A 12,152-nucleotide genomic window follows, 5' to 3' on the forward strand; every position below is an offset into this window, starting at 1 on the left:
CTTGACGATTCATTCGCGAACCCTCGGATGAGCCCGATCGCCGTGCCGCGTCCGACGTCCGTCCTCGGGGGCCGGTTCGACGCTTTCACGGAACTGGTCGCTCCGTTTCGGGCCGAATCCATGGCCGCCCGCGCCGAACTCGTCGTAGCTTCTGTGAACCGCCGGGATGGGGAATGAAGTGGAGACAGCGGAGATCAGGGAAGGGATCCGCCCTGCGGCGGCGGACCGCCGATGCGGCCCCCGGACGACACCCCGGCCGTGTCCGTCCACGCACGAAGTAGCGGACGTATGAAGACGATACGAGACGCCTTCGAGGCCCAGGCGGCCCGCACCCCGGACGCGGCCGCCGTGCGGGCCGTCCGCACCTACACCTACCGGGAGCTCTCGGCGCGGGCCGTCGCCCTCGGCGAGGAGATCCTCGCGCACACCCGGCCCGGGTCGTTGGTCGCCCTCGACGCGACCGGCCCCGCAGGCGGGGCGCTCGGCATCCTCGCCGCCGCCGGCATCGGGTGCGCGGTCCTCCCTCTGAACCGGGAGAGCCCGCCCGCCCACCGCGAGCGGGTCCTCGCGAACGCCAGGCCGTCCCTCGTCCTGCGCGAGACGTCGGAGTGCGTGTTCGCCGTCGAGCCCGTGGCCGCCGCAGGGCGGCCGGTCGTCCCCCGCGAGCCGGTCATGGCCGACATCGCCTACGTCATGTACACCTCGGGATCGACCGGGTTGCCGAAGGGCGTCATGGTCCCGCACACGGCGCTGCTGGACCGGCTGGCGGGGCTCGCCTCCACACCGGGGCTCGCGGCGGGTGAGGTGATGGTCGCCGCGACGGCCCTGTCCTTCGACATCTCCATGGCGGAGATGCTGCTGCCGCTGACGGTCGGGGCGTCCTTCCTCGCCGTTCCGGACGACGTGCGCTTCGACCCGTACCTGTTCCAGGAGTTCGTCGACGAGCACGCCCCGCAGGTCATGCAGGCCACACCCAGCTTCTGGCGCATGCTCCTCGCGGCGGAGTGGCAGGGTGCCACGGGCGCCAGGCTCTGGTGCGGCGGAGAGGCCCTCACCCCGGAACTCGCACGTCGCCTCCTGCCCCGCGGCGCGGAGCTGTGGAACCTGTACGGCCCGACGGAAGCCACGATCTGGGCCACCGCCGCGCGCGTCGAGGAGCCCGACGTGATCTCCCTGGGAAGTCCGCTGGACGGCAGTGGCCTCTACCTGGCCGCCGTGGACGACAGCGGTACGACCCACCTGGGTGAGACGGTCACCGAGCCCGGCACGGCCGGTGAGATCGTCCTGTCCGGGGCCGGGATCGCGCTCGGCTACCTGGACCGGGACGACCTGACCGCCGAGCGGTTCCCCACCGGGGGCACCGCCGGTGCCGGAGGGCGGCTCTACCGCACGGGAGACCGCGGCAGATACCGGGCGGACGGCTCCCTGGAGTTCCTCGGGCGCCTCGACGACCAGATCAAACTGCGCGGCCATCGCATCGAACTCGGTGAGATCGAGGCCGTGTTGGAGGAGCACCCCGACATCACCGCCGCGGTCGCCGTCCTGCGCGACGCCGACCGGCCGGAGCACGCGTCGATCACCGCCCACGTCACCGCCCGCCGGGAGGGAGTGTCCGACAAGGCCCTCCGGACCTGGCTGCGCGAGCGGCTCCCGGCCGGCCACTGCCCGAGCCGCATCGTGGTGCGCGGGACCCTCCCGCGCACCACGGCCGGAAAGATCGACCGGGTGCTGCTGGCCGCCGAATAGGACACGCGGCCGGGCGCCGGGGGAGCGCGGCCGATCACGAGCGGTACCCATCGGCGCAGCCCCGCACGGGACGAGCGCCGCGCGCCCCCGCCGACGTCCCAGGACCAGGACATCAGCAAGCGTATGGAGGCAACGAGTTGAGCCAGGCGAAGACCGCCCCGCTGACCTTCGGTCAGCTGTCGGTGCTGAGGGATCTCGATCTGTCGGGGCCCGACGAGCAGAGCGACGGCAATCTCCCCCTCGTCCTCGACGTCCCCTCCGGTACGGGCGTGGACGAGGCCACCGCGGCCTGGGCGCGGCTGGTCGAGCGGCACGAGGCGCTGCGGACCGTCTACGACCGCCGCGCCGCCGAGCCCACCCAGACGGTCCAGCCGTTTCAGGGCGTCCGGCTCGACACAGTGGAACTGCCCGCCCCCACCCGGGAAGCGGCTCTGGACGTCGCCGGGGAGTGGGCTGAGGAGGAGATCCGCTTCGACGTGGAGCACTCCTGGCGCGCCGCCGTCGGCGTCCACCAGGGTGTCGCCACCCACCTGGTGTGCGTCGTGCACCACCTGGCGGTCGACAGCGCCGCCTGCACCCTGCTGGAGGACGAGTTCCGCACCCTCGTCTCCGGGGGCACGCTCGCCCCCGACCCGCCCCAGCCCGTCGACCTGGCGCTGGAGCAGCACGGCGACGAGCAGCAGCGCAGCCAGACGATCGAGTTCTGGCTCGACGAGTGGCGGGGGTTCGTCGAGGAGGACCGGCAGGGCGGCGACAGGAGCCGGCGCCACCGGGCGGCGCTGTACTCCGAGCGGGCCCAGGACGCCGCCCGCGCGGTCTCCGAACGCCTCTCCGTGTCCGTCCAGTCCGTGGTTCTCGGCGCTGCCGCCCTCGTCCTGTTCGACCTGAGGGGCCGCGACCGGGCGACGTTCGGCCTGCTCGCCGGCAACCGCATGGACAAGCGCTGGCAGACGCTGCTCAGCAGCATGAACCAGCTCGCCCCGATGACCGTCGCCGCCGACCGGGACGCCGCGCCCGCGGTGTTCCTGCGCATGCTCTACATGAACAGCCTGGAACGCCTGCTCCACGGCTCGTACAGCATCGACGAACTGCGCGCCCGGCTCACGGAGACCGGCTGCGCCAACCCCGATCCCCTGCAGTTCGACTGCTACTTCAACTACCTCGGGGACATCGCCGAGCCCCCGGCCGAGGGATCACCCGCGCGCGACGACGTCGAGTGGTTCGCCGACGCCTGGCAGGGCGGGCCGCGCTTCAACCTCAGGGCCGCCACGGGCACCGGCCTGCACCTGTCCCTGACCGCGAGCGACGACTACCTCGGCGCCGGGGCGACCGGCCGCTTCCTCGCCTCCGTCGAGGCCGCGCTGGTGGACCTCGCCGACGGCGCGCCGGAGACCGTCGGCGCCGTCGACCTGGCCCCGCTGCGGAAGGTGAGCCCGCCGCCGCCCACACAGGACGGGGACACCGCCCATGAGTGACACCTTGCAGGCGGCCCAGGACACCGCCCCCCGTGCGGGCCGGTGCCCCTACCACGTGACCGGTCGCGCGCAGGCGGACCCCTGCATGGACTACCTCCACCTGCGGGACGACGAGCCGGTCCGCTGGGACGAGGACCTCGGAGTATGGCTGGTCACCGGATTCCGTGAGGCGACCGAGCTGCTGCGCAACCCGTCCCTGTCGGCGGCCTGGCCCGAGCACGGCAGGACCAGGCTGCACACTCCGGCCGAGGGCGAGAGCGGCGACGGGAGCCGCACCTCCGAACTGGTGCGCATGTGGTTCATGTTCAACGACGACCCCGGCCACGCCGCCGCCCGCAAGATCGTCGCCCCGCTCTTCTCGGCCGAACGCCTGGCGGCGGCACGCACCTTCGTGGAAGGGCTCGTCGACGAACTTCTCGCGCCGCACCGCGACGTCCTCGACGTCATGGACGACCTCGCCGTGCCGCTGTCGAGCCGGGTCATCTGCCACATCCTCGGGCTGCCCGAGGACGTCGCTCCCCGTCTCGCCGCCTGGGCTCCCGACATCGCGGCGTTGCTCGTCGCGGACTACCTCCCCGAGGTCGTCACCCGCGGGTACCGGGCGCTGCACGAGGTGACCGCGGCCGTCGACGACGCGCTCCGTGGCGAGGTGCCCGAGAACTCGGGCCTGTGGCTGCTGCGCGAGGCGCACCGGCGCGGCGAGATCGGACTCCAGGACGTGTGGGCCACAGCGAGCCTGCTCATCTACGCCGGTTTCGAGACGACCTCCACCTTCATCGGCAAGGCCGTACGGGCCACCCTGCACGCGGGTGTCCGGCCGGGTGACCTGAAGGCCGACCCGGCCGCCGCCGTGGAGGAGTTGCTGCGCTTCGACACCTCCGTGCAGCAGGTCGCCCGCTTCGCGACGGCGCCCGTCGACGTCGCGGGGCAGCGTGTCGCGGCCGGCGACCTCGTACTGATCATGCTGGGAGCGGCCAACCGCGACCCGGACGTCTTCGAAGGCCCCGACCACCTGCGGCCCGGCCGGGAGATCAGACGTCACCTCACCTTCGGGTTCGGCGCGCACTACTGCCTGGGGGCCGGACTGGCGCGGCTGGAGGCCGAGGCCGCCCTACGAGGTCTCGGCGAACGGTGGGACGTGATCGAGGAGGCCTCCGCCCCGGTGACCCGGTCGCACTACGGCCTCACCGTCCTGGAACACCTCAAGGTCAGAGGGGGGACCCGCAATGACGCGTGACACCGCGACCAGCGCGTACGAACACGGCGAGCTCATTCACGAGGCGGTGTCCCGCCAGGCCCGCGCACGGCCCGACGCCGTCGCCGTCGTACAGGGCGGCCACCGCCTGACGTACGGGGAACTGGACGCCGCGAGTGACGACTACGCCGCCGGACTGCGTGCCCTGGGCGTCGCCCCGGGACACCGGGTGCCCGTACTGATGAGCCGCTCGCCCCAGTACGCGGCCGTCGTCCTCGCCGTCCTCAAGTGCGGGGCCGCCTACGCCGCCCTGGACCCGCGCTGGCCCGAGGAGCGGGTGAGCTCCATCCTCCGGCGGCTCCAACCGCCCCTCGCGGTCGTGGAGAAGCCCCAGGACCTGCACGTACCCACGTGGTCCGCGGCCGACCACCCCGTCGACGAGGCGGTACGGCGCCGGCGCCGCGTCCCCGCTGCGGTCTGCGACGGCGGCAGCGAGGCCACCATCTTCTTCACCTCGGGCAGCACCGGCCTCCCCAAGGGCGTCGTCACCCCGCACCGGGCCACCACCCGGCTGTTCCAGCCCGGCGGCTTCGCCGACTTCGGCCCCGGCCACGTCATGCTCGCGTCGGTGGCGCTCCCCTGGGACGTCGCCAGCATGGAGCTGTGGGGGCCTCTCACCAGCGGGGGCACGGTGGCCCTGGTGGAGGACGAGTACCTGCTGCCCTCGGGGCTCGCCGCGCTCGTACGCGACCAGGGCGTCGACACGGCATGGCTCACCACCTCCCTCTTCAACGCCTTCGTCGACGAGGACCCGTCCTGCTTCCTCGGCCTGCGGCACGTGATGACCGGCGGGGAGAGGCTGTCGCCGCACCATGTGCGCCGCTTCCTGGACGTCCACCCGACGGTGCGGCTGACCAACGGTTACGGACCCGTCGAGTCCTGTGTCTTCACCACCACGCACGACATCGCGCCGAAGGACACGGAACTTCCGCACGGCATCCCCATCGGCAGGCCCGTGCCGCACACGACGGTCCACGTGATGCGTGACGGCCGGACGTGTCCGCCGGGGGAGACCGGAGAGATCTGCATCGGCGGGGACGGCCTCGCCGTCGAGTACCTGGGCATGCCGCAGGACACGGCCGCACGGTTCGTGGACACCGACGTCGACGGCGAGACCGTCCGCGTCTACCGGACCGGGGACCTCGGGTTCACCACCCCCGACGGACTCCTCCACTACGTCGGCCGGGCCGACCGCCAGGTCAAGATCAGGGGACGGCGGATCGAGCCGCTGGAGATCGAGAACGTCTGCCTCGCCCTGCCGCACGTCAAGCAGGCGGTCGCGGTGCCCGTGCCCGGCACGGACGGCGCCTACACCGCCATGGTCCTCTTCTACGTCGCGGAGTCCGGCGCCCCCGAGGACGCCGCCGCACCGGCGGCGGTACGTGCCCACCTCGTCGCCGGGCTGCCTCCCCACAGCGTCCCCGACGACCTGCGGCGCGTCGACGCCATCCCGCTCTCGTCCACCGGCAAGACGGACACCGCGCGGCTGCTGTCGACGGCCCGGCGGGCCCCCGGCGGTCCGCAGCCGGAGACGACCGCTCCCGGCGAGCCCGCACCGTCACGGAACCGCTGGGCGGCGGTCGTTCTGGAGGAGATCCGCGCCCTCCTGAAGACCGACGCCGCGCCCGACGCGCCGTTCGCGGTCCTCGGCGGCACGTCCCTCGACGCCATCCGGCTCTGCGCTCGCCTCTCGGACCGTACGGGCATCTCCGTGCCGGTCTCCGCCTTCCTGCGCCATCCCACGGCCGACGGTCTCGCGGAGTTCCTGGAAAGCCGCTCCGCGCCCGGCCCGACGGAACCGGCCGGCCGCGCCGACCGCGTCCGCCTCGACGGCATCCAGGCCCACTTCGGCTTGCTGCACGAGTTGGACCCGAGCGACTCCGCCGCCCTCTGCCACCTGCTGTGGGAGGTCACCGGCCCGCTGGACACCGACGCCCTGGAACAGGCCCTCAACGACCTGCAGCGGCGCCACGAGGCCCTCAGGTCGGCCTACCGGCTGGACCCCGAACCGGTGGCTTTCACGCCCGAGTCCACGCACGCCATCCGCGTCGAGACGCTCACCTCCGGTGACGGGACCCAGGACGCCCGGTCTCTGGTGGAGGAGGCCCTGAACCGGCCTCTGCCCATCGAGGACGCGCGGGTCTGGCGGTGCGTCCACGCCCCCGTGGACGCCGACACGGGCCTGGTCGGCCTCACCGTCCACCACATCGCCTTCGACGGCTGGTCGCAGGACCTCCTCATCGCCGAGCTGACACACGCCTACGACGCCCGCGCCCGCGGCGCCGAGCCGCGCTTCGAACACCCCGCACCGACCCTGCGCGCCCTGGCCGACGAGGCCGCGCGGTTCGACGACCGCGACGAGGCCGCCGCCCAACTGGCCTACTGGACCCGGCACCTCGCGGACCTGCCGGAACTCGCCCTGCCCGCGCCCGGAGCGGAGCCGGAACGGTCGTTCGGAAGCCACGGCTTCACCGTGGACCCGGTGGTCGCCGCCCGGCTGCGCACCGAGGCCGGACACCTCGGAGCGACCCTGTTCCTGCCCCTCGCGGCCGGGTACGCCGCCGCGCTCGCCGACGTGACCGGACAGGCCGACTTCGGCCTCGGCGTCCCCCTCGTGCGCCGCTCCGGACCCGCCTCCATGGCGGCCGTGTCGTGCCTGGTGGACGTCGTGTGCCTGCGGCTGCCGGAGATGACCGGCGGGCCGGCGCTCGCGGACCTGGCGAAGGCGGCACGTCCCGCCGTCGAGGACGCCTTCGCCCGCCAGGACGTGGCGTTCGCGGAGGTGGTCCGCGCGATCCGGCCGCCCAGGACCGGACGCAACCCGCTGTACCAGACGATGTTCGCCGTGCAGAACGCCGTACCCGAGGAACTCGCCCTCGCCGGGTGCGCGGTGCGGCGCCTGCCGATGGAGCCGCCCGCCGCCATGCACGAGATCGTCTGCGAGATCTGGCCGACGGCCGACGGCGGGCTGCGGGTGGACATCAGCTTCCAGGCCGACCGCGTCGCCTCCAGCACGGCGCATCGCCTCGCCCGCGTCTACGAGGAACTGCTGGTGTCCGGGAAACGGCCGGCCCCCCAGCACGTGTGAACAGCCCCCACCCGAAGGGACCTCACCTCCCCATGCAGGACATTCCAGAGGAACGGACGGCCGTGCGCCTGCTGCGGCGCCTCGTCGACGCGAACCCCGAGGCGACAGCGGTCGAGTGCGGCAAGGACGTGCTGACGTACCGCCGTCTGTGGGACGAGGCCGGCACCGCGGCGGCACGGCTCCAGGAGACGCCCGGGTTCGAGCCGGGCTGCCTGCTCGGCGTCCTGTACGAGCGGGGCGTGCCGGGCGTGGTCGCCCAACTGGCGGCCTGGCGCGCCGGAGCCGCCTACCTGCCCCTGGACCCGGCCCTCCCGGACGGGCGCATCGAGTCGGTCCTCCATGACGCGCGGCCGTTCGCCGTGCTGGCCCAGCCCGACCTGCGCCACCGGGTGCAGCCCGCGGTGCCCGCGCCGCAGGACGCCTTCTCCGGCCCCCCGCGAGAGCCGCGACCGGCCCGGTCGGCCCTCGCGTACGTCATCTACACGTCCGGCTCGACCGGGACGCCGAAGGGCGTGGAGGTCGCCCACGCCAGTCTGGTGAACCTGCTGGACTGGCACGGCGACACCTACGGGACGGGGCCCGGCACACGCGTGGCCGCCTTCGCCGGCCTGGGGTTCGACGCCTCCGTCTGGGAGACCTGGGCGGCGCTCGCCAACGGCGCGACCCTCGTCCTGCCCGCCGAACCCATGGGCGCCGACGTGCCCGCCATCGCGGACTTCCTCCGGGAGCACGCGATCGAGCAGTGCTTCCTCAGCACCCCGATCGCCGAGGAACTGATCGGCTCCGCCACGCCCCCGCGCTCCCTGCGGGTCCTGCTGACCGGCGGCGACCGGCTGCGGGTGCGGCCGAGCGCCTCGTTCCCCGCCGCGGTCCACAACCACTACGGCCCCACCGAGGCGACGGTCGTCACGACCGCCAGCCGGGACCTGCGCGGCACCGGCGACCCAGGCAGCCCACCGGTCATCGGCACCCCCATCACGGGCGCGCGCGTCCGGCTGGTCGACCACCAGGGCCAGGAGGTCACCGGCCCCGGCGCGACCGGCGAACTCCTCATCGGCGGGGCGGTGCTGGCCGCCGGATACCGAGGGGACGCCACCCTCACCGAGGAGAAGTTCGGCACGGCAGCCCCCGCCGCCGACGCCGGGCCCACCGGAGCCGGATCCGGCACCGCCGAGCGCTGGTACGCGTCGGGGGACGTCTGCCGCTGGACGGACTCCGGTGACCTCGAGTTCGTCGAACGGCGCGACGCCCAGCTGAGCGTCCGCGGCAACCGCGTCGAACCCGCCGAGATCGAACACACCATGCTGACGGTGGCAGGGGTCAGTCAGGCCGCCGTCGTGCTGTGCGACGACGGCTCGGGCGGCTCCCTGGCCGCCTTCTACTGCGGCGGGGCCGGCGCGGAAACGGTGCAGGAAGCGCTGACGGCGAGGCTGCCCGGGTACATGGTGCCCTCTCGCGTCCAGCGGCTGGACACCATGCCGCTGACCCTGAACGGAAAGATCGACCGCAAGGCCCTGTCGGAGATTCCTGCCGAACCCGCCCAGCGGCCCGAGGCGGCCTTCCCGCCCGGCTCCACCGAGGAGGGCATCGCCGAGATCTGGACCGATCTGACCGGCATCGCGCCGGGCGCCCGCGACAACTTCTTCGACGTCGGCGGGCATTCACTGCTGGCCGCCCGCATGATCGGCAAGGTGCGCGACAGGTTCGGCGTCAAGGTGGGCCTCCAGGCGGTCTTCGACCATCCGGTCCTGGCGGACCTGGCGGCCGAGGTCGACGCGGCACCGAAGAACGGAGACTGAAGCCGATGTCCGGCAACACGCCCCCCCTCGACGGCCGGCCGGTCGTCGTCATCGAGTTCGGCAACGAGATCCCGCCCCGCAGCTTCGACCCCGTCCTTCCGCCCGAGCTGCACGCCCGCCGCCTCCGGATCGATCCGCTGCGTTATCCCGGACTCGCCGAGACGGTCCCCGACCTGGCGACCCAGGCACGGCACTGGGCGGCCGAGATCGCGACGGCCGCCCCACCGCAGGCCGTGCTCGCCTACTGCTCCGCCGTCGAACTGGCGCACCTGCTGGCCGGCGAACTGCCCGTGCCCGGCATACCGCTCGTCGTCCTCGACCCCGTGCTCCCCGGCCCCGGCACGCCCCGGGAGCTGTTGCTGGACCTGGCCCTGGACATGGACGACACGCTGGACCCCGCCGAGGTGCCCGACATCACCGGCCTCCCGGCGTCCGAGGCGCTTCGGCAGGCGAGCGTCTTCCTGCGCTCCCTCGTCACCCGGACCGCGCCCGACCTGGACGAGGACATCGCCGACGAGCTGACGCAGGCGCAGCGGGCCTGGCTCGGCTTCACGCTGTCCGCCGCGGCCGAACGCACCGCCCCGCCGAAGCTCGGTCACGTCATCCTCAGTGAGGGCTCCGAGTGGCCGGACTCCGACGCGCTGTCAGTGCACCACACCGGACTCAATGTGAAGGAACTGTTCGGCACTCCAGCGGTGACGCCGCTGCTGTCGGAACTCCTCTCGGCCGCGGCGGCCGGGAGCGAACGGGGGAAGGAAGATCCGTGCAGTCGTACTTCGTAGAACGGGACGCCACCGAGGCCGTCGTCGCCGCCCAGTGGTCCCGGGTGCTGGGCCGGCCGCCCGCCTCCCTGGACGCCGACTTCTTCGCATCGGGCGGGTCCTCCCTGCTCGCCGCGAAGCTGGTATCCGCCCTGCGGGGCGCTCTCGGCACCCGGATTCCGCTGAAGACGCTGTTCGAGGCGCCCACGTTCGGCGGTCTCAGCGCCCGTATCAGGAACGATGTCCCCGGGTCCGGCGGCCGACTGCTCACCCTCAATCCGTCCGGCGCCGGTGCCCCCCTCCTGCTGGTGCCGGCGGCGAGCGGCGGTGTCATCGGCCTCCACCGCTTCGGAGGCGACCCGATCGACCGCCCCGTGCTCGGTCTGCAGGCCCGCGGTCTCGACCCGGCCGAGGGCGAGCCGTGCGGAACGCTCGCGGAGATCGTCGACGACTTCACCGAAGTCCTGGAGAAGGGGGACGCGCCGCGCAGCCTGCACCTGGCCGGGTACTGCGTGGGAGGCATCCTCGCCTACGAACTGGCTGCCGGACTGCTGCGGCGCGGATGGGACGTGCGCTCCGTCGTCCTGCTCAACACCTCCCTGTACTGCCCGCCGCTGACGGTGGCCGAAGCCGCCGGGGAGAAGCTCCTGTCCGTCGCGCACGAGGCGGGCATCGCAATACCGGAGGGCCAGGAGCCGGACGCCGCCGAGGTGTACCGCGCCGTCGGCTCACAGGGCCCGGACCCCATCGAGACCGACTTCGCGGAGTTCCAGGCGGGACTGCGGGTCTTCGGCTCCGTCGGGTCGGCGGTGTCGGGCTATGTGCCCGAGCCGGGCGACTTCGCCGTGCGGTTGTTCTCGACCGACGACCGGGACGACCCGTCGGACATCGAGCGCACCCTCCACCCGGTGACCGACTGGCCCGACCTCGGGCTGGCCGACTACCAGCAGTACCAGGTGCCCGTCGACCATTTCGAGATGATCGTGCACGAGCCGACCCTGAAGGCCGTCGAAAACGCGCTGAAGGACATCGACGACGGCCGGAAGAGGTCAGAGAGAACGGTGTGAGGAATCCCGCCCGGGCTCCCTGGCGGGCTCGACGAGGCGTTTCGCCATTTCCGCGAGAAGGGGCTCCCGCGACGCATGCAGGAAAAAGTGGTCACCGGGCAGGACCACCGAGTCGAGCTCTCCCTCCACCAACTCGGACCACTGCTGGAGATGGTTCATTCCAACACCCGGGTCGTTTGCCCCGCCGAAAACCGTTACCGGTGCGCCCGGCGGCTTGCACGGCAGAAAGGAATAGCGTGAGAGCATCGCATAGTCCGCCCTTACGGTAGGCAACAGCATCCGCATGAAGTCGGAGTTTCGGAGAATCTCCTCCGGTGTTCCGTTCATCAGTCGGAGTTCCTCGATGAGTTCCGCTTCCGGAAGCGTGTGAAGGTCCCGCCGGCCGTCGTGAACGGCGGGCAGTGCGCGGCATCCCGAGAGGAACATGTGCATCGGTTCGATGTCGTGCTCCTCGCGTAGCACGCGGGCCGCCTCCCAGCAGACGATCGCTCCGAGACTGTGTCCGAACAGGGCAAACGGCTCCTTGGAGTGCTCCAGCAGCTCCGGGACGACGGCGTCCAGAGTCGCCTGCAGGGTGTCGACCGGATCCTCGAACAGCCGGTCCTCGCGGCCCGGCGGCTGAATGGCGTGGACGTCGATCTCATCCGGCAGCAGCTCGGCCCAGCCCCGGAATGTGGAAGCACCGCCGCCCGCATAAGGGAAACAGAACAGCCGTATGCGTCCGGGGGGATTCGTCCGCGATAGGCGGTGGATCCACGGGCGGCTGGGCGGATTGCCGTGCATGTGTGTCCTCTTTCCGTTTCCGGTGCGGCTCATCGGCCAGAACAGCGTGCCACAGAGCCGCCTCCGGGGCGAGCGCGAGGAAGGAATTACGGGCGCTTTCGCCTTCTATTGGCCACGTCACACCAGGTGCCATTGTGGCCCGTGGGATCCTGCGTTAGTCTCGCAGCCGGTCGACATG

The 12,152-nt window shown here is 72.5% G+C and carries 8 protein-coding genes; 7 read left to right on the top strand and 1 reads right to left on the bottom strand.

What is annotated here, in order from left to right; translation table 11 throughout:
- The first annotated feature begins 288 nt into the window (after positions 1-288).
- The 7 genes from BJ965_RS33120 (at position 289) to BJ965_RS33150 (ending at position 11,191) form a co-directional block, all read left to right on the top strand.
- Positions 289-1,746, top strand: a complete 1,458-nt coding sequence (locus BJ965_RS33120; protein ID WP_184913923.1) for an amino acid adenylation domain-containing protein — start codon at positions 289-291, stop codon at positions 1,744-1,746.
- A gap of 137 nt (positions 1,747-1,883) precedes the next feature.
- Positions 1,884-3,221 carry a condensation domain-containing protein gene (locus BJ965_RS33125; protein ID WP_184913925.1) on the top strand — a complete coding sequence of 446 codons (1,338 nt, stop codon included), beginning with the start codon at positions 1,884-1,886 and terminating at the stop codon, positions 3,219-3,221.
- Positions 3,214-4,458 carry a cytochrome P450 gene (locus BJ965_RS33130; protein WP_184913927.1) on the top strand — a complete coding sequence of 415 codons (1,245 nt, stop codon included), beginning with the start codon at positions 3,214-3,216 and terminating at the stop codon, positions 4,456-4,458. Before BJ965_RS33125 ends, BJ965_RS33130 begins: the two co-directional genes overlap by 8 nt.
- Positions 4,448-7,564 carry a non-ribosomal peptide synthetase gene (locus BJ965_RS33135; RefSeq protein ID WP_184913929.1) on the top strand — a complete coding sequence of 1,039 codons (3,117 nt, stop codon included), beginning with the start codon at positions 4,448-4,450 and terminating at the stop codon, positions 7,562-7,564. Before BJ965_RS33130 ends, BJ965_RS33135 begins: the two co-directional genes overlap by 11 nt.
- A 32-nt stretch (positions 7,565-7,596) precedes the next feature.
- Positions 7,597-9,363, top strand: a complete 1,767-nt coding sequence (locus BJ965_RS33140; protein WP_184913931.1) for a non-ribosomal peptide synthetase — start codon at positions 7,597-7,599, stop codon at positions 9,361-9,363.
- Between the two features lie 5 nt (positions 9,364-9,368).
- Positions 9,369-10,145 carry a hypothetical protein gene (locus BJ965_RS33145; protein WP_184913933.1) on the top strand — a complete coding sequence of 259 codons (777 nt, stop codon included), beginning with the start codon at positions 9,369-9,371 and terminating at the stop codon, positions 10,143-10,145.
- On the top strand, positions 10,127-11,191 hold the full coding sequence (locus BJ965_RS33150; protein ID WP_184913934.1) for a phosphopantetheine-binding protein: 1,065 nt from the start codon (positions 10,127-10,129) through the stop codon (positions 11,189-11,191). The genes BJ965_RS33145 and BJ965_RS33150 overlap by 19 nt, the downstream gene beginning before the upstream one ends.
- On the opposite strand, the gene BJ965_RS33155 is transcribed toward BJ965_RS33150, so the two are convergent.
- Positions 11,174-11,974, bottom strand: coding sequence for a thioesterase II family protein (locus BJ965_RS33155; protein ID WP_184913936.1), 801 nt, complete (start codon positions 11,972-11,974; stop codon positions 11,174-11,176). The two genes, BJ965_RS33150 and BJ965_RS33155, sit on opposite strands and share 18 nt — an antisense overlap.
- Positions 11,975-12,152: the final 178 nt, after the last annotated feature.

Source organism: Streptomyces luteogriseus (genome assembly GCF_014205055.1).
Taxonomy (GTDB): Bacteria; Actinomycetota; Actinomycetes; order Streptomycetales; family Streptomycetaceae; genus Streptomyces; species Streptomyces luteogriseus.

Bases quoted from the DNA above. Each gene is read 5' to 3' on its own strand.
- BJ965_RS33120 (WP_184913923.1), top strand. From the start codon at position 289: ATGAAGACGATACGAGACGCCTTCGAGGCCCAGGCGGCCCGCACCCCG.
- BJ965_RS33130 (WP_184913927.1), top strand. From the start codon at position 3,214: ATGAGTGACACCTTGCAGGCGGCCCAGGACACCGCCCCCCGTGCGGGC.
- BJ965_RS33135 (WP_184913929.1), top strand. From the start codon at position 4,448: ATGACGCGTGACACCGCGACCAGCGCGTACGAACACGGCGAGCTCATT.
- BJ965_RS33140 (WP_184913931.1), top strand. From the start codon at position 7,597: ATGCAGGACATTCCAGAGGAACGGACGGCCGTGCGCCTGCTGCGGCGC.
- BJ965_RS33145 (WP_184913933.1), top strand. From the start codon at position 9,369: ATGTCCGGCAACACGCCCCCCCTCGACGGCCGGCCGGTCGTCGTCATC.
- BJ965_RS33155 (WP_184913936.1), bottom strand. From the start codon at position 11,974: ATGCACGGCAATCCGCCCAGCCGCCCGTGGATCCACCGCCTATCGCGG.